Source organism: Filifactor villosus, assembly GCF_042652965.1.
In the GTDB taxonomy this organism is placed as follows: domain Bacteria; phylum Bacillota; class Clostridia; order Peptostreptococcales; family Filifactoraceae; genus Filifactor; species Filifactor villosus.
This window is the reverse complement of the sequence record NZ_JBHSHL010000042.1, coordinates 1-19,165: the sequence shown is the minus strand read 5'-3', so window position 1 is coordinate 19,165 and position 19,165 is coordinate 1. Positions and strand designations below refer to the sequence as shown.

At 44.1% G+C, this 19,165-nt stretch carries 13 protein-coding genes and 1 other annotated feature (1 of these 14 cut by a window edge); of the genes, 2 read left to right on the top strand and 11 right to left on the bottom strand.

Annotated features, from left to right (window positions below):
• Positions 1–20: a binding site (T-box leader), on the bottom strand; it reaches 181 nt to the left of the window's first position.
• Positions 21–376: 356 nt separating this feature from the next.
• The 6 genes from aspS to recJ form a co-directional block, all read right to left on the bottom strand.
• Entirely contained in the window at positions 377–2,155 is a 1,779-nt protein-coding gene (gene aspS, locus ACFO4R_RS09135) for an aspartate--tRNA ligase (RefSeq protein ID WP_379788789.1), read from the bottom strand.
• A 16-nt stretch (positions 2,156–2,171) separates the two neighbouring features.
• Positions 2,172–2,798, bottom strand: a complete 627-nt coding sequence (locus ACFO4R_RS09130) for an MBL fold metallo-hydrolase (RefSeq protein ID WP_379788788.1) — start codon at positions 2,796–2,798, stop codon at positions 2,172–2,174.
• 376 nt (positions 2,799–3,174) lie between these two features.
• Positions 3,175–3,624 carry a D-aminoacyl-tRNA deacylase gene (gene dtd, locus ACFO4R_RS09125; RefSeq protein WP_379788787.1) on the bottom strand — a complete coding sequence of 150 codons (450 nt, stop codon included), beginning with the start codon at positions 3,622–3,624 and terminating at the stop codon, positions 3,175–3,177.
• Between the two features lie 42 nt (positions 3,625–3,666).
• Positions 3,667–5,985: a RelA/SpoT family protein gene (locus tag ACFO4R_RS09120; RefSeq protein WP_379788836.1), complete on the bottom strand. Its 2,319-nt coding sequence runs from the start codon at positions 5,983–5,985 to the stop codon at positions 3,667–3,669.
• Between the two features lie 309 nt (positions 5,986–6,294).
• A complete protein-coding gene (locus tag ACFO4R_RS09115; protein ID WP_379788786.1) occupies positions 6,295–6,813 on the bottom strand; it encodes an adenine phosphoribosyltransferase in 519 nt (172 codons plus the stop codon).
• A 25-nt stretch (positions 6,814–6,838) separates the two neighbouring features.
• Complete coding sequence (gene recJ / locus ACFO4R_RS09110) at positions 6,839–9,172, bottom strand: single-stranded-DNA-specific exonuclease RecJ (RefSeq protein WP_379788785.1); 2,334 nt, start codon at positions 9,170–9,172, stop codon at positions 6,839–6,841.
• An 803-nt stretch (positions 9,173–9,975) separates the two neighbouring features.
• On the opposite strand from recJ, the gene ACFO4R_RS09105 reads away from it, so the two are divergent.
• Positions 9,976–10,515: a peroxiredoxin gene (locus tag ACFO4R_RS09105; RefSeq protein WP_379788784.1), complete on the top strand. Its 540-nt coding sequence runs from the start codon at positions 9,976–9,978 to the stop codon at positions 10,513–10,515.
• 389 nt (positions 10,516–10,904) lie between these two features.
• A complete protein-coding gene (locus ACFO4R_RS09100) occupies positions 10,905–12,095 on the top strand; it encodes a coenzyme F420-0:L-glutamate ligase (RefSeq protein WP_379788783.1) in 1,191 nt (396 codons plus the stop codon).
• A 767-nt stretch (positions 12,096–12,862) separates the two neighbouring features.
• Here ACFO4R_RS09100 and ACFO4R_RS09095 read toward each other — a convergent pair.
• The 5 genes from ACFO4R_RS09095 to ACFO4R_RS09075 form a co-directional block, all read right to left on the bottom strand.
• Positions 12,863–14,323, bottom strand: a complete 1,461-nt coding sequence (locus ACFO4R_RS09095; protein WP_379788782.1) for an STM4011 family radical SAM protein — start codon at positions 14,321–14,323, stop codon at positions 12,863–12,865.
• Positions 14,316–15,599 (bottom strand): STM4012 family radical SAM protein, encoded by a 1,284-nt coding sequence (locus ACFO4R_RS09090; protein WP_379788781.1) that lies wholly within the window; start codon positions 15,597–15,599, stop codon positions 14,316–14,318. The genes ACFO4R_RS09095 and ACFO4R_RS09090 overlap by 8 nt, the downstream gene beginning before the upstream one ends.
• A 456-nt stretch (positions 15,600–16,055) precedes the next feature.
• A complete protein-coding gene (locus ACFO4R_RS09085) occupies positions 16,056–16,916 on the bottom strand; it encodes an STM4013/SEN3800 family hydrolase (RefSeq protein ID WP_379788780.1) in 861 nt (286 codons plus the stop codon).
• A complete protein-coding gene (locus tag ACFO4R_RS09080) occupies positions 16,913–17,929 on the bottom strand; it encodes an STM4014 family protein (RefSeq protein ID WP_379788779.1) in 1,017 nt (338 codons plus the stop codon). Before ACFO4R_RS09080 ends, ACFO4R_RS09085 begins: the two co-directional genes overlap by 4 nt.
• Positions 17,902–18,768 (bottom strand): STM4015 family protein, encoded by an 867-nt coding sequence (locus ACFO4R_RS09075; RefSeq protein ID WP_379788778.1) that lies wholly within the window; start codon positions 18,766–18,768, stop codon positions 17,902–17,904. The genes ACFO4R_RS09080 and ACFO4R_RS09075 overlap by 28 nt, the downstream gene beginning before the upstream one ends.
• Positions 18,769–19,165 lie beyond the last annotated feature (397 nt).

The window sequence follows — 19,165 nt, the reverse complement described above, 5'->3', positions numbered from 1 at the left end:
TTCTTCGTCAAAGCCATTTATATTTAATTACAATGGATTATAGTCCTTTTTTGCCCTTCTGTCAAGATGATTTTCTACGAAAATTAAAGCTCCGAAGTAAAAAAGTTATTTTCTTAAAATAAAAATTTTATTTCCACTTCAAGGGAAGCAATGTAGAGTTCAGTCTTCATTTTATTCTTAGCCAACAGTGCATAATTCGAAACATCAGCTTATATTAAAAATGATATTATAAGAGAGATACCGCATAAAGGCATATCTCGCTCTTGTTTTATACAGATCAAAAACCTTGTGAAAGCAACGCTTCCAAGAATTTTACTCTTTGCATGAGACCGGTTTTTCTCTGTTCTTTGATTTATGCGATATCTCCATAACAGTATTATTTTTCTTTAACCACGGCAACTCCCAATTCATCCAAGGCCTTTTCATCTGCAACTGCAGGAGCATCGGTCAAGGGGCAGATCGCATTTTGATTTTTCGGGAAGGCGATCACTTCACGGATGCTGTCTCTCTTGAGCATCAGCATCAACATCCTGTCAAGGCCGAAGGCGATCCCGCCGTGAGGAGGCGTTCCGTATTGGAAGGCATTGAGAAGGAAACCGAATTTTTCCTCCGCTTCTTCCTGTGTAAATCCGAGTACCTGAAACATCTTGTCCTGTACTTCCTTAGTGTGGATACGGATACTTCCGCCTCCGAGCTCGACACCGTTCAGCACGATGTCGTAGGCCTTCGCGTGCATTTTCTCGGGCGTGGTGTCGAACATATCCATATCTTCATCGACAGGAGCCGTAAACGGATGGTGGGCCGCCACATAGCGTCCGTTTTCTTCGTCGAACTCATACAAGGGGAACTTGACCACGTAGAGGAAGGAAAATTCGTCCTTGTTGATGATGTCAAGTTTCTTCGCCGCTTCCAGACGGATATGTCCGAGCGCGTTGAGTGCAACGGAGGTTTTGTCCGCAACGAAGACGAGAAGGTCTCCTTCCTTTCCTCCCATCTTCTCGATGAGGTCCTTCATACAGTCTTCGGACAGGAATTTGGCGATTGGCGAGTTGATTCCTTCCTTATTGATTCGGATCCAAGCCAAGCCCTTTGCTCCGTAAAGTTTGGCTACTTCTCCGAGGGCATCGATCGCCTTCCTGGAGAACTGTTCTTCTACCGCATTCAGGTTGATCCCTCTTACAGTCCCGCCTGCCGTCAGAGCTTCTTCAAACACTTTGAATCCGCTGTCTTTTACCACCTCGGACACATCGTTGATCTCAAAGCCGAAACGAATGTCGGGCTTGTCGGAGCCGTATCGATCCATCGCTTCCTGCCAAGTCATCCTCTTCAGAGGAAGGTTGATATCGACATCGAGAACATCCTTGAATACCTTCTGCATCAACCTCTCGGTCACATCCAAGACATCATCGATCTCCACAAAGGACATCTCACAGTCTATCTGGGTAAACTCCGGCTGTCTGTCCGCACGAAGGTCTTCGTCACGGAAGCATTTGGCAATCTGGAAGTATCTGTCCATCCCCGATGTCATAAGCAATTGCTTGAACAATTGAGGAGACTGAGGCAGGGCGTAGAAGTGTCCCTTGTTGACACGACTGGGCACAAGGTAGTCCCTCGCTCCTTCGGGAGTGGGCTTGGTCAGAATGGGGGTCTCGATCTCCAGGAAGCCTTCGCTCGACAGAAAGTTACGAACCGCCTGCATGACCTTGTGTCTCATCATAAAGTTATACTGCATCTTGGGTTTTCTAAGGTCGAGATAACGATATTTCAGTCTAAGTTCTTCGGATACGGTGTCGTCATCTTTGATGTAGATCGGGGGTGTCTTTGCCCCGTTCAAGATCCTGAGTTCGGTTGCAACGACTTCGATGTCTCCGGTTGCAAGGTTGGGGTTCTTCGCACTCCTCTCCCTGACCTTTCCGCGAACGGCAATGACATATTCGGAGCCCACTTCCTTCGATTTTTCAAACAAGGTCTTGTCATCATTGACGTCAAAGGTGATCTGCACCAGTCCGCTCCTGTCTCTCAAATCGATAAACAAGAGCCCTCCGAGGTCTCTGGCCCTCTGCACCCAACCCATCAAGGTCACTTCTTTGTCAACAAAATCCATATTCAGATCATTACAGTAATTGGTTCTTTTCAATCCGTGAATGGTATCCATGTTCTTCCTCCTATTCTTATATCAATCCCCTGTAGAAAGGGTTTGTATCCACTTCTCTTTGGAGGGTCGAGCTTCCTCCATGTCCCGGAAATACTTTCAAGTTTCTATCCAGCTTGGAGAGCTTTACAAGAGAATTGAGCATTTCGTCATAGTTTCCACTGTATAAGTCGGTCCTGCCGATCGAGCCGCGAAACAAGGTGTCTCCCGTGAAAATATCGGTCTCGCTGTAAAAACAGATCCCTCCCTTGGTGTGCCCCGGAGTATGAAGCACCTTGAGCTCAAGGTCTTCCAACCGAACACTGTCTCCATCCGCCAGATAGTAGTCGGCGTCCAGCTCCAACTTGGCGGGTCCCATCGCTGCCGAAAGGTTCTTACTCGCATCCGCCAACAGAGTTTTTTCCTCCTGATGCGCATAGATCTTTGCATCGTACTTTGCCAACAGCACGGGAATCTCCAAGATATGATCGACATGCCCGTGAGTGAGCAGGATCATCGACAGATTCAAGTTGTTTTCTTCCATAAATGTGATCAAGGCCTTTGAATTGATCCCCGGATCGATCACTGCCGCGAACCCCGTGTTTTTGTCAAAGAAAAGGTAGCTGTTGATGTCATACCTATTCTCCGAAAATTTCTTATATTCCATCTCATCCTCCATTTTATCCATGGAAATACCGCACAAAAATAAACTTCCGACTTTCTTTTCCGTTTATAAAATTCAAAAGTTCGCCATATCAACATTTTCAGCGATTTCATTCTTCATATGATATCATGCTATATTGAGTTGTCGAATTACACGGTATTGTCCTATTCTACAATTGCTAAAAGGCGATAGGAACCATCGCCTTTTTATATATCACAGATCGCCTTTCTCAACACAGAGAGGACCTGTTCTCACCTGCGCCTTCTCTTTTCCGGAAAGTCATCGAAGCTGTTCAGAAGTCCGTTTCACTCGTTTTTCGCCATCATCCTCCCCTACTTTTTTCAAAAAGGTTCGCAGAGATATGTCAATCGCCGATCGATCAAAACAGCTTACTGCTGTCGATCAGGATGGTAACAGGTCCGTCGTTGATCAGTTCCACCTGCATGGTCGCACCGAACCTGCCCGTCTCCACATGAATCCCGCTTTGTCTCAAGCCTTCCACATACTCTTCGTAGAGCTTTTCGGCATAGTCGGGTCTCGCAGATCGAACAAAGGAGGGACGTTTTCCCTTTCGGGTATCCGCATACAAGGTAAATTGTGAAACAGCGAGGATCTCACCTCCTATATCCCGTATCGACAGATTCATCTTCTCTTCTTCATCTTCAAATATTCTAAGCCCCGCCGTCTTCTCGACACAGTAGGCGACATCTTTTTGAGTGTCCTCGTGTGTGACGGCAACAAGGACCATATACCCTCTTTTGCACTGTCCCACTGTTTCTGCGCCCACTTGGACGCTCGCTTTCAAAACTCGTTGAATGACCAAACGCATAAGTCCTTCTTCCTCCCCCGGGCATATCGGATCGTTCTTCGATCACTTGCCTCGCGTTACCTCTCTGACACCTTCCACCTGCTTGAGTTTATTCATGATCGAACGCAGAACCTCGACACTCGACACCTCTATCAAAAAACTCATAATCGCAATACCGTCGGAGTTGGTCTTGGCATTGATCCCGTTTATATCTATCTTTTCGTTCGCCAAAACAATGGTCAAGTCGTTGAAGAGGTTTTTGCGATCGTAAGCAATGATACGAACCTCGGTTTCAAAGGCCTTTTCTTTCAAAACCTTTTCATTCCAATATACTTCCACCCTTTTATCCTGTTTGTCGGGATCGTGCTCTATATTGTCGCAGTCCGTCCTGTGGATGGAAACTCCCCTTCCTTTTGTGATATAGCCGACGATCTCATCTCCCGGAACCGGATTGCAACATTTTGCCATCCTGATCAGGATGTTTTCGATGCCTTTGACATGGATGGCTGTATCGGGTCGTGTTTTTTTCGCTCCCCGAGTTACGAGTTTGGACCTTTCACCTGCTTTTTTAGCTTCCTTCGCTCTTTCTTCCGCCGCTTTTTTCTCAAGAATCTCCTTATTCTCCGCCTCATAGATCTCCTTCAGTCTGGGAACGACCTGATGGGTAAGAAGCCCTCCATAGCCCAAGGTCGCATACAGACTCTCAATATCTTCCTGTTGGAAGGACTTGGCGACCTGAGTAAGAGCACGCGTCTTCAAAAACTTATCGAGGGGATAGCCGGAGTTTTTTACATGTTTCTCCAAGAGCTCCCTGCCCTTTTCGATGTTTTCTTCGCGTTTTTCTTTCTTGAACCACTGTCTTATCTTCGTTCTGGCTCCAGAGGTCTTTACGAGTTTCAACCAGTCCAGCGACGGCCCTTGCGAATGACCTGAGGTGATGATTTCGACGATGTCACCGGTCTTCAACTCATAGTCGATCGGGACCATCTTCCCGTTCACCCTCGCCCCTACACACTTGTGCCCGACCTCAGAGTGTACCTTGTAGGCGAAGTCCAAGGGGCAGGCTCCTCGCGGAAATTCCATTACTTCCTGTTTGGGCGAGTAGACAAAGACCTCGTTCGCAAACAACTCCCTCCGTGTGGAATTCAAAAACTCTTCCGGATCGGAGACTTCCTTCTGCCACTCCGTCATTTGACGAAGCCAGGAAAGCTCCTTCTCCATCTCCTCATCGGCAGAGCCTTTCGCACGGAAGGATTCCTTATACTTCCAATGGGCGGCAATCCCGAATTCCGCGGTCCTATGCATGTCCCACGTTCTGATCTGGATCTCAAGAGGTTCTCCGTCCATCCCTACGACCGTAGTGTGAAGGGATTGATACATATTGGATTTCGGAGAGGAGATGTAGTCCTTCATCCTCTTTTGAATGGGTTTCCACAGGGTATGAACATATCCCAAGACGGAATAGCAATCCGGAACGGTTTCCACCAAAACGCGAATCGCCGTCAGGTCGTAAATCTCATCGAAATCCTTTCCCTGATGCTTCATTTTTCTGTAAATACTGTAAAAGTGCTTCGCACGTCCCGTAATTTCAAATTTCAGCCCGTTTTCTTCCAGTTTTTTTGTGAGAATCTCTTTGACTTCGGAGATATACGCTTCTCTCTCCTGTCTTTTTTTCGCCACTTTTTCAATCAATTCCTGATACATTTCAGGATCCGTGTACCTCAACGCCAGATCTTCCATCTCCCATTTGATGTGAAAGATACCCAGACGGTTGGCAATCGGTGCATAGATATCCAAAGTCTCCTCGGACTTCTTTTTCGCTTTTTCGGGAGGCATATATTTCATCGTACGCATATTGTGAAGACGATCCGCCAGTTTAATCAAAATGACCCGAATGTCTTTGCCCATGGCCAGAAACATCTTGCGTATGTTCTCCGCTTCGGTCTCTCTATCGTTCTTATCTTTCTTGTCTTTTTTATCGTCATCTTCTTCAAGATCCCTAGGCTTTTTGGTATTTGCCGCGGAGGCTTCGTCCTCGCCATCTTCACCTTCCGGATTTTTCTTATATTTGATGGTTCCGAGTTTTGTAACACCGTCGACCAAATCGGCAATGGTTTGACCGAACTCTCTCTTCATTTCTTCATAGGTCGTACTTGTATCTTCCAGAACATCGTGCAACAGGCCGGCAGCGACGGTATCGGTGTCCATACGCATCTCAACAAGGATTTTGGCAACTTCCACGGGATGAATGATATATTCTTCCCCCGACTTCCTTTTTATACCGCGGTGTTGCCTCTCCGCAAGACGAAATGCCTTGATGATTACATCAAGGTTTGCATCGGGATTGTACTCACAAATCAATTGTAACAGGTTCTCCAACATATCCATTCACCCTCTTTCTCTCTTACAAATCTCCCCCTTTTCAAGAGTGAGCCTATAAGGAAGAACTATAATCCATCTCTCTTTTTGTAATACTTCAAAGAAAGGTGCCTCGACTTGAAACACAAAGAGATGTCCCTGCCCTTATCCGATCAGAACCGACCGAAAAAACGACATCACTTTCTCAAGCACCTGATCGATTGTAAAATACAGCTATATAACACAAGTGTTAAAAAGTCAATAGTATAATTCTTGATTATACTACGATTGATATGAAATTTCAAGCTTTTGTTTTATATTTCAAAAAATTCTCTAAATGGGATAGGAAACGAAGGAATATACCTCCTTGTCCCTGAGCTTTTCCCTGCCTTTAAGCTCTTCCAACTCAATCAAAAACACACAATCCGATACGATTCCTCCGAGGGATTCTATCAGATCCACTGTGGCCTTCATCGTTCCGCCTGTCGCCAAAAGGTCATCCACAATGGCAATCCTCGTTCCCTTCTCGATCGCATCCCTGTGGATCTCCAAAACATCACTTCCATACTCCAACTCATACTCATAGCTCTCTACCTCCGCCGGAAGCTTTCCGGGCTTCCTCACGGGAACAAAGCCTATTCCCAGAGCATATGCCGTAGCCGATCCCAAAACGAAACCTCTGGCTTCAGGTCCTACGATAAGATCAATCTGTTTGTCTCTCAAATGCTCTGCAATCAGATCCACAGTTTTTCGAAAATATTCCCCGTCTTTGAGCAGAGTTGTAATATCTTTGAAACTGATCCCTTTTTTGGGAAAGTCTTCCACGATTCTGATTTTTGATTTTAAGTCCATAATCATACCCCTTTGTTTTCGTATTCTAAAATTGAACTATCTCCTCATTTATTCTTCGCAGCCCTTCTTCCCAAGCATGGTCCGAAGAAGTGACGGCATTTACCTTAAGATCTCCGTTCTCTTCCCTTATCTCTATCAGCGAGTATTTCTCGAAGAGTTTTAAACACAGGAGGAGTTTCAGCCTCGCATCGACATCCATGGCCTCCAGCTTTGTTCGAGAGACCAGGGTCTTCCTGTTTTGAACCAGTTTGCCCAGAAAGACGCGTACCGCTTTTGCATCCTGTACGAACTGCGCCGCCTGCACACTGTTTTTTTCAAACCGGGGATGCAGGAGAAGCGTCTTACCATCGACGAGATCACGACAGAGCTTCCATGCCAAAGAATCGCAAATAACGATACTATTATAGCCTCTTATCCCTATCTTTTCAATGTCCGGGCAAAACTTTACCTCACTTTGTTCCAAGCCTGAATAAGAGACGAAGGTCACCATGTCCCGATAGACTTGCGAAAGTCCGGTGACAAAGCAGATCCCTTCCTTCTGTAATTCTTCTTCAGAGGCAACCCTGAGATCCGTAACTCGCTTCTTGTCTTGCAGCTTCAGCTCCGCATTCAAATCTTTTGAAGCACCGAAGTTTTGTCCAAACTCCGACAGGCGTTCGGCAAACCTTATACAATCTTTCAGGCGAAGTCTTCTTGGCACAAACTTAAAATCTCTCATCTTTGATTGAAGATAGGTCACAGATCTATATTCGTTTTCTTCGATCGACACGAGGAGGTCGACATCCGAGCACGGTTCCCTTTTCCACTCTTCAACAAGATTCCCCTGTTGAAAACCTACGAGCCGATGTGAACCCAAAAGGGCGGAGAAGTGCTCGCCGTTCTTTCCCATCCTCTTCATCTGAGTAAGCTCGGCTCCCTGTACAATGAAAAGGGGACGCGGATTCTTCATCCCGAAGGGTTCCATTGCCGAAACCTCCTTCAACAAGGAGGGATTCAACATCTCGGCTTCAAGAACGCTCTCCGCCTTAAAACTTCTCTTCCTGTCCCGAACGGTCAGTTTTTTGCCTGCCACCTCGTTGATTCGTCTTCGAAACTCTTCGATCCTATTTGCTTCTATCGACAGGCCGGCCGCCTGAGAGTGACCCCCGAACCCCAGGAATACCTCTTGGATCTCGCTCATCGCCTCAAAGAGGTGTAGGGACGGGATACTCCTTCCCGATCCTTTTCCAATCCCATCCTCCCGAATCGAAATAACGAAGGAAGGTTTGTAGTATTTTTCGGTCAATCTGGAAGCTACAATCCCTATGACTCCTTCATTCCAACCTTCTCCCGCAACTACGAGGACATCTTCCGTTAAATAGTGTTCGTCCGCTTCCAGAGCCTGTAAAGTCGATGTTACAATCTCTTCTTCTATTGACTGTCTCTCCCTGTTGTATTCATTGAGCTCAACCGCGTAGATCATCGCCTTCTCACAAGCCTGCGCCGTAAGCAGACGGATCCCCGATTCCGCACTGCCTATACGTCCCGAAGCGTTGATCCTCGGCGCCAGCATATAGCCGATGTGGTAGGCGTCGATCTTCGCCTGTGACAAGCCGGCTACCTCTCTCAAGCATTGGATCCCCGGGTTATGTCCCTTCGTGTTGATACTCTCCAATCCCAACTTGACGATGGCGCGATTCTCCCCTGTCAACTCGACGATATCTCCAACGGTTGCAATCGCTGCAATTTCAAGATAAGGCTCCAACCTTGAAGCCTCCTTCCCGGAAAGAGCTTGAACCAGCTTAAACGCAAGTCCCGCTCCGCAAAGATTCGTATAGGGATAGGTGCAGTCTTTTTGATGCGGATCGATTACGGCAACAGCTTCAGGAAGATCTTCCCGACACTGATGATGGTCGGTAATGATCATATCCAGCCCCAGCTCCTTTGCAAATCGTACTTCTTCCAAGGCACTTATTCCGCAGTCCACGGTGATGACCAGGTCAGTACCTGCATTTCGAAGCTTCTCCAGCGCCAACTTGTTCAAGCCGTAGCCCTCTTTACGCCTATCGGGTACATAGTAATCAAACTCATAGCCTTCTTCCTTAAAGTAACGTTGAAGGATGGAGCTTGCGGAAATACCGTCCGCATCGTAATCTCCGTAAATAGTGATCTTCTGTGCATGTGCGGCGGCAGTTCTGATCCTCTCAACCGCCTTTCCCATGTCCTTCATCAGAAAGGGGTCGTGAAAGGACTTGTCCGTCGGTTCAAAGAACTCTTGGATATCATTGATCCCCCGTTCTCTTATGATCTTGTATATAAGCTCCCGTTCAGAGCTCTTCTCATCCTTCGCCTTATTCTTCAGCGACCAGTAGTTAGACATCTTCTTTCAACTCCATATTCGGCCCGGCCGTTCTCTATTTCAGTTATTTTTCTATTATATACCATCAATTCGGCACTTTACAAAGGATATTTTAGACTGTTCCTCTTTTGGTGCTCTATACCACACAGCTTTTTTCAACTTCTTTCGCTTGCAAAACCGAACTATTTTCCTCCAATACCGCGATCCGTTTGAACACTCGATATCGAATATTGTACCTTTATCAGATCCGAAGAACTTCGTTTTGATAACCAAGGCGGATAGAAGCATACTGTTATCAGAAAACAGTCTACACTCTTATACTATTCTTCGATGGAAGTATGGATATATCTATTTTTCAAACCATGAAACATTGTTTTATCTTCTGTGGATCACAAGATTAGTTATATCCATCATTCAAAGGAATAGTAGTATAACACTACAACCTCGATCTTGTCTATTATCCCATAAAAGAGAGAGAAAGGAAGGTTTTTTGATTTTATTTTGAAGTTTCAGATAGAACCTGAACTCCGATGAGAAAGTATATCGGTATACTTTACTTTATTATATGAGGAAGAACAGTATGATATTTATCCTGTTGTCATCGAGTATTCTTTTTATATCCTGCAACAACACCCCGAGAAAATTCGGGTCCGATTTTTTCACAAAAACATTGCAATGCAACAACTTCAAAGACATATTCATTCATTTAAATGTAATTATTTCATTTTGATATTGAATTTCGTTAATGTTTGTGATATGTTATTGGAAGTGGAGGAACATCGGGTTTCTCTAAATTTTATGAACAAGGAAGAGGAGTGAATGTTATGGCTAACAGAATGGTAGGTGTTCCCGCACCTGATTTTAAAATGGTTGTTACAACAGGAGACGGAAAAGAATTCAAGGAATTGACATTAAATGACTATAAAGGAAAGTGGCTGGTTATGTTTTTCTATCCCAGAGACTTTACCTTCGTTTGTCCGACAGAGATCAAGTCTATGGACTCCCACTATGAAGAATTCCAAAAATTGAATGCGGATGTATTGGCAGTAAGTACGGACAGTGAGTTCTCCCACAAGGCTTGGATTGAGCTCGCTGCAGAAAAAGGCGGTATCGGAGAGTTGAAGTTCCCGATTGCCGCGGATACGACACACCAGGTGTCCAAAGACTACGGCATCTATATCGAGGAGACCGGAGCGGCATTGAGAGGCCTCTTCATCATCAATCCCGAAGGAGTTCTCCAATATCAAGTAGTTCATGATTTGAATGTAGGACGTTCCGCTTCCGAGACCTTGCGTGTACTCCAAGGACTTCAAGCCGGCGGACTGTGCCCTGCGGACTGGAACCCCGGAGAGGATATGCTCTAAGCATAAGCGCTTTGTTACATTGATATACAGCTCACACGAAAGTTTTTCGTGTGAGTTTTTTTATCTTCAACAAATCCGTATATTATTATATCAGTTTAAATAAAAAGTTCATATTTTATATCTTTTTTTCTTTTTTAAATTGTAGTTTTTGAATCGAAAAAATAATTTAAATATAGTATGTACCTATATTACATAGGATTTTTCAAAAAAGAAAAAAATCCTTTTCAATCTTAAAAACTTGTATTATAATGTGTTGTCCGAAAAATTTATCCCCCCTGATATCTTTACTATACTATTTCTCTATTATATAATTGAGTGGATGTTATAGAGTGCGGGTTTTGAATTTGTGTTCAATTACTATTTTTTATATATTGTAAAGGAGTATTTTTATGTCCAGATGTGTAGGAACCGTTTCCAGAGGAATTCGAACAGGTATTGTGAGGGAAGGAGATGACCTTGCTTCCATGGTGGTAAACTCGTTGATGGAAGCCTGCGAAAGCGATCATATTGAATTGCATGACAGAGATGTGTTGGGAGTTACCGAGGCTGTTGTCGCAAGGGCACAGGGTAACTACGCCAGTGTCAGCCAAATTGCAGGCGATGTGAAATCCAAGTTTGAAGACAGCCATATCGGAGTAATCTTTCCGATCTTGAGCCGCAACCGTTTTTCAATCTGCCTAAAAGGAATTGCCAAAGGCGCAAAAAAGATTACCCTTATGCTGACCTATCCTTCCGACGAAGTAGGCAACCACCTCATTTCCCTGGACGAATTGGATGCAAAGGACGTCAATCCCTTCTCCGACAGCCTTACGGAAGAAGAATTCAGGGATCTGTTCGGATACAAGACCCATGTATTTACAGGTGTGGATTATATCGAATACTATAAGGAACTCATCCTCGGAGAAAACTGCGAGGTCGAAGTCATCCTGTCCAATCAACCTTCAAAAATTTTGGACTACACCCCCTACGTTCTCAACTGTGATATCCACACCAGAGCGCGAACCAAGCGTATTCTTTTGAACAAAGGTGCAAAACAGGTACTCAGCCTCAGCGACATCATGACTTCCTCCATAGAGGGAAGCGGTTTCAACACGGAATACGGTCTGTTGGGCTCAAATAAGTCCACAGAGGATACCGTCAAGCTCTTTCCCAGAAACTGTGGAGAATTTGTGATCGAGGTCCAGAGACAAATCAAAGAACGCACCGGAAAACATCTCGAAGTCCTTGTCTATGGCGACGGAGCCTTCAAGGATCCCGTCGGTAAGATCTGGGAACTTGCAGACCCTGTCGTATCTCCGGGATATACCGCCGGATTGGAAGGTACCCCGAACGAACTAAAGTTGAAATACCTCGCAGACAACGACTTTGCTTCTTTAAAGGGGGAAGAACTGAAGGCCGCCATTGTAGATTCGATCTCTCACAAGGATAAGGACCTCAAAGGTACGATGGCGACACAGGGAACCACCCCGAGACGCCTCACCGACCTGATCGGATCTCTGTGCGACTTGACTTCCGGAAGCGGAGATAAGGGAACTCCGATTATCCTGATCCAAGGCTACTTTGATAACTATGCGGATTAGACGATGCAGGTATGCAAAGGTTGTAGATCCCGATAAGCCGACTGCTTTGACAACTATACAACTCAAGTAATAACAAAGACCGTTCGAGGATAGGATATTCCGAAACGGTCTTTTCTGTATATTGTCAGCTATTGATATAGAGCAACATCGCATCCTTATCCCGAGATTTATCCGATACTGTTCTCCCTCATACTATTCTTCGTTTAATACTATCTTTCAATAGAAGTAGTAGATATATCTGTTTTTCAAACCATGAAAAGTCAATTTATCTTCTGCGGGTCACAAACGGTTTATATCCACAACTCAAAACAATAAATGGCATAAAACGTCAGGTGAACAGAGTATATCTTTGTCGGAAACGTTTTGAGTAATCGTAGAATTCAAACTTCACGACCGGACAACTTCAATAGATAATAGGATCGGAAGTGTAGTTACATTTGTTTTGTAAACACGAACATTCGCTTTATCTTCTACGGAGCACAAATCAAATGACTATCGGTATTGTGAAACCTTGATATTCATAACAACTTCAACTATGTTGCAAGGTCTTCCACTTTATAACGTGGAACCAAATAAGACTTATGGAAAAGCCGTACAAAGGAAAGCTCCCGATTTTTCTTCGATTTTATAGAAGACAAAAGTTTGTCATATCAATGTTTTCAAGAATTTCATCCTTCGTACAAAATGGATTTTATGCTGATTTTTTTGAAGTATGCGGTATCGCATTAATATCCAAATGTTCCGATACGAAAACGAAAGATATCCAACTATTCCAAGATCCAAATCAGGTGCTCCAAATTTAGGCTGTATGAACTCTTCTCCCTTAACTCCTTCCTGCAAAGCGGAGAGACGGTATAGGGGAGTTCCCTGAACACCTCGTCGTCCTGCATATTATCGCTCACAAACAAAACATCCCGCTTGTTCAAACCATAGGTTTCCACAATCTTCAAAATTCCGTTTTTTTTCGAGGCCTCCCTATGTTGAAGATAGCACTTCGTAGCATACCTCCTCCTTTGAATCCTCCCGTCCCCCATTATCTCAGCTACCGAAGAAGGAAGTCCCAATCTCAATATTCCTTCGCCCTCAGCTTTGTCGATATGGATGCCCGAAAAGCCCGCACAGCTCTCGAAAATGTCGGACACGAGGTCTCTATCAAGCAAAAACCTCTCCCTTAAACGAAGGGAATCCTCCCTGATATCGGCACCGTCCGAAAACACCCCTCCTCTGAAATAAGCCATCTTTGTGCCAAGCTTTCTCCTGACCGATCCGAAACTGCGAGCCGTTGCCAAATAGAGCCTTGATTTTGCACTCAATTCTTCCAAGATCGGGAAAACATCACTTCTCATCTTCCCTTCCCCATCGGTAAGGATGCCGTCAAAATCAAGGAAGACACACTCAAACTTCCTTTTTTGAGGAAGACGGAAAGCGATGGTGTCTCCAAAAAAAGTTCGGAGCTTGGTGTCGATAAAGTTGGAATAGCCCAAATAACAGTTACATTGCTTGTGATCGCTACAAGTGATATCGATGTTTTTTTTCTTCTTGAAAAAACAAGTTTTTGATACAATATATCCGTCCATATAGGTGTTTCGATGAGAAGCACAGATCTTAAACTCTTCTCTGTTTCTCGAAAATTCGTAAGAAAACATGGGATCAATCTCACAAAATTTCTCGATTTGATTCTCCTTAAATGAAACTCGGAGTTTGTCCGTCGCATTGAGCCAGAAATAGATCTTTTTGTTCAAGAGCCTCCTCATTGTCTTCATCTGCTCGACGTTGTTCCCGTTTGCAACCGCTCCGACCGAGATCTTGCATGACTCGGACAGGAGGTTGACCTTAGCTGCAAACTCCTCAGGACTTACAAACTCAGGATGCCAGGTTGCCCAAAACACCATCTTATCGGGCCTTCCTCCCTGTTTGACAACCTCCTTAAGGAAAGAGTTTACTTCAAAGGAAAGATTGGTCTGAACTCCTATATATGCAATCTGTTCCAAGGAAGAAAAGGATATGAACCTCTTTTGATATTCCTCCAGGCACATCACTTCTCCATAAGGAGTTATCATAAGGTTTTTCCTTAGTTTCTCCTGCTTCAGTTCCCCATAGAGCCTATCCAGAACCTCCATATCTTTTCGAATTCGAGAGGGCTCTTTCTTCTTCTTGGAAAACGGACAGTAAGAACAGCTGTAATTGCAGAAATTGACAAAACCTCTGTAATAAATAGTCTCAATCATAGTTTCCCATCTTCTCCCTGACCTTCTCGGACATAAACAAAGGTCCGATCCTGTCGGAAAACCCAAATCCTTCCTCCGTCAAATACCACCTTCCGTCTGAAAGACGGACCTGACCTTGTTCACAAAGTTCTGTCAGGAAGGGGAAGTCCTCCTCTATCTCCGAGCAAAACTTCTCTTTATAGTCGGAACAGCTGAGTCCCGTAACGTAGAGAAGATTTTTTATTGCATACTTACGCTTCCTCTCATCCTCATCCAGAAGAAAGAAGGACAGATTCCTCAAAAAATCTTGTTTCTCAACATAGGCCCGATATTCCCTCCTACATTCTTCCTGCAAACTTACGTACTTTTCACAAAAATGAAGTTCATCGAAATAGCTTCGTCCTCCACAACCAAGGGATAAAGTGTTCTCAAAACCACAGTCCGCTCCCGTCTTCGTTCTCTTCGAAAAATCTCTCATAGAGTTTTGAACATATCCCTTTTCGAGAAGGTACCTCCTCCCCTCTCGGTAAAGGCGATGCTGTAACTCGAAATCCATTTCGAATTTGTGATAGAGTCTCGCATTTTCCTGTTTATACAGCGGATATAAAAAAATTTCTTCCGGTTCAAAACGCAGGGCCTCCTCGATGGAGTAAATCAGGCTTTTCACACTCTGACCGGGAATCCCGTAAATAAGGTCGATATTGAGGACCTCAAAAGAACATTTCTTAATTTTCTCCAAGGCAGAATACATATCGGATGTACTCTGCACCCTCTCCAAAACCTTAAGTTCCTCTTCCAAAAAAGATTGGATGCCTACACTTACCCTCTTGACCCCGACTTCCTCCAACAGTTTCAACTTTTCGCCTGTTGCCTCATAGGGAGAAGTCTCCACGACAGAAAACCCGCTCTCAAACGAAAAACGATATTCATCCCGCGCAAGGACAAAAAGAGCTTCCAACTCCTTTTCAGAGAGGATGAGTGGCGTTCCTCCCCCCAAAACAAAGGAGGTAAAGCGTGTTTCGGATGTGTCCACCTCTTGCTTCATTTGATCGGAGTGCCTTCGCACGGCCGATAGATAAGCCCCCCTCTCTTTTACACCTGTGACTGAAAACAAATTGCAGTAACCGCATTTGCTTCGACAAAAAGGAAGGTGGATATACAACCCCATCTCCCTGCCTCGAAACCTGCTCCTATACAATGACAGATCCAACCTCTCCACCTTTTCATAGGTCCTTTTGTGAGGATAACTGTACATATACTGCGTATAGATGCTTCTGTAATCTTCCTTCCCCTTCATATTTCTTTCTCCCTCTGCCAAATTTGCGGAAATACACATTCATCCTATTCTCCATTTAAAATGTCAAGTAAACAGAACATATATTTACCGGGAACGTTTTGAGTAAGCACAGAACTTCAACTTCTCGATCGGATAAATGCAATAGATCATGGTAGTATATCCGTTTTGCAACCACAAATATTCATTTGAGCTTTCATGGAATACAACTCGACGTGATTCATGATTCAAAGGACGAATCGTATAAGGAAACGCCGCACAAAATGAACTCCTGATCCTCTTACGAGTTTACAAAGCATCAACGTTTCTCGGATCAACTCTTTCAAGAACCTGGACCTTCATACAAAATTGACGTTATGCCGGTTTTTCTAATCATTCGGAGCTGTTCTAACGGAGCGGTCAAGCCCCTTACGCTCTCCGATCCCATGTGTTGTCTTTTGCCAAACAACCTCCCGTCTATTACAGAAAAAAGTGCATATAGGGGACCGTGTAGACGATCTCGTGAGACAGACAGTGAAAGTAATACCCTTCTTCCCCATAACAGGTGCCGTGATCCGAGCACAGGATGCAAAAAGTCTTGTTCCTCTTTCTAAAAAGAGAAAACAACCTTTCTATATGAACATCGACATAACGCAGGGCAGCTGCATGCGTCTTGAGAGAATCTTCCTTTTCTCCTTCGATATAAAAGGAATTGGGATAGTGGATACTGTCTACATTCAGATAGAGAAAGACCCTCTCTCCTTCCCTTCTCTTTTTGAGCCAAGTTTCAACAAAGTTTATCTGGTTCTCAAAGCTTTCCTTGATGTGACACGCGAACCTCGTATTCCAATACGATTCCATAAAGAAGGACGGTAGAATGTTGTTGATCGGTGTCCTCTTATTGAAGAAACCTACCCCTCCTACACAAACTGTCGTGTAAGCCGCTCGTTCAAGCCCCCGGATAAAACTGTCTCCTTCAAAGACGAAGGAGTAGGGATGGAGTTTTCCCATCGCTTGATTTTCCTTTGCAACAAAGAGTCTCTCCCTCTCGTAGAGGGGCACAGGCTCCGAGGGAGAAGGAAGGTTGCCGATAAACATCGCCATGTGTGAAGGAAAGGTATAGTTCCCCGGTGCATGGCGTTTCTCCCATCCACCATAGCGATTGATAGAAGGCGTATTCCCCAGTATCTCTTCCTCCTTCGCAACATCGTAACGCAGGGTGTCCAAACAGACGAACAAGATGTCACAGTCTCCGACCACCTCATTCATATTGACTGACATCCTTGCCTTACGTGGATCTCCTATCACACTCTTTGGAACTTCCGTTACCGCCCTCTTCATCCTCTTATCATCCTTTCCACCTGTTCCTTATAGATTCTGTTTTCTCCGTAGACATCCCTATGCATCAAATCTCCCTGTGCATTGATCTCTATGATGTAGGGCTTTTCAGTATTTTTTTCGAGCAAAATGTCGAAACCGGCACTGTTTAAGCCGTCAAAACATGCCATTGCGTTTGCACAAAGTTCTTCGAGCTCCATCTTCTTTTCCTCGGTCAAACCGATTTCCCCCATAGTCAAAGGAAAGTTGTTCAAATGCAGGTTTGTAATCGCCGAAGTCTTGGCTCCGCGTGCTTGAATATAGGAGATATGCGAAAACTGATACACTACTCTCAAATCATATACTGCTTGACCCACTGCTTCTTTGGGTATCCATCGTTCGACTACCGCTCCTTCCTTAAGCAAAAAGTCCACCATCTCACGGATACTCGCCCGGTCCGTAAACGTCCTCACCTTTTTGGTGTTGACATATCCCTCTTGCTTTAACAGGGAGGTCTGCATAATACAGACATCCAGCTTGGGATTGTACTTGAGACTTGCAACTCCTGCCGCACCCGAACCCAGATTCGGCTTTATAAAAATTCGACTGATTCGTTCTCTTCTCAAGTACTCCATCAAATCTTCAAATGAAAAACCATAAAAATCGAGTATCGGCGTTACTAAAATCCCTTTTTCTTTCAAAATCCGCTTACACCGTCTCTTATCCAAAGTCGCTTTGATTGAAACGGGCGAATTCAAAAAGTGAACACCCCCGACCACGGACAACCTCTTCAAATATCCGTGATACTCCTGCATATTACGGTTCAATTGATCGAGATAAATAGTATCGTTTGATACCGGATCAATCTTTACCCTATCTCCTCTGTGAAGATTTCCTTCTTCAAAATTCCCTTCAATGTCAAGAAAGAGAAGCTCCACTCCTTTCTCTCGACAAGCCTTAAGAAAGTAATCGTGTCGCTTCCCTTCTCTTCCTACCAAAACAAGTCTCATTATTCCGTCAACATCGGATAGTACCACATTTCTCCATTGTACTCATCCGCCTCCTGCTGATCGTCCAAGACCGCATTGATCGATGAGTCTTCAAACGCCTTCATCATATCGTTACTGAGGAAATGGTAGGTCAGATCCAGCTTCTCCAAAGACTTCAATCTTTCCTCGTTCTCAAGAAGAAGAGCTCCTCCTTTATCGGTCAAAGTTCCGTTGGACAAATCCAAAACTTTTAGATTCTCAAGCATATCCAACTTCATGATCGCCTCTACAATATCATCTTGGATCTCACTATCACCCAAGCCCAGATATTCCAAGTTTTTGATCACATCGGAATTCAAGAGTTTGTCAATATATACGGGATTCGACTCAAACCCATAATCTTCCACCCCTAAATAGAGGTTTAGTTTTTTGAGGTTCGGAAGATGTGCATCCGCGATTTGCTCCATAACGCTTCCCGGTAGCCCACCGCAAATAATCTCCAATTCTTCCAAATTCGAATGGTCTATCTTACCGAAGCTTAGACCGTTACTTCCTTTGACAGTAAGTTTACTCAAGTTTACAAGAGCCTTCAACAGTTCCTCATAATTCCCTTGCTCGATCCAAGAGACTTCACACTCTTCAAAGCCCATATCTCCCACAAAAAGGCTCTTGATGTGCTGAAGCTTATCCTTGTGTGCTACAAAGGCATCCAAAAGATCTTGAATACTGTTGTCATAGGACTCTCCCCAGCAACCGATCACGATCTCTTCAAGTTCAGGCAGCTCCGGATCCGAGAGTATCCACTCTGCCATCGTACTCGCGTTACACTCTTCCTCACTTTCATATATTTGATCTCCATCGTAAAAATACTTTTTCGTCTTCAACATAACAAAACCCCTCCTGTGTTTTGAATTTTCTTGTAACTATTATATTTTAACGACTATTTCTTGTCAAATATAATATCTTTATCATTACCGAAAAATGGATACTAAGGAAATACGCACAAAGGCACAAAATGACTTCCCCTTTGATTCACAAAGTGTAGAAATCCCTCCAAATAAAAGCTTTCAGGAATGGGTTTGTTCAAGAAAAACTAAATTTCTACTACTTTTTCGAATTATGAGGTGTTTTCCTGACGTTCTGAAACAAAAACAAGAGATGGTCTTACAAAACCATCTCTAAAAAAACATACCCCATTTTCATAAAATTAGAATCGGGAGTTTGACAGTTTAAAAGGGAAAAAATCACTATAAGCATTCTAAATGCTTTATTTTTTTGTCAAAT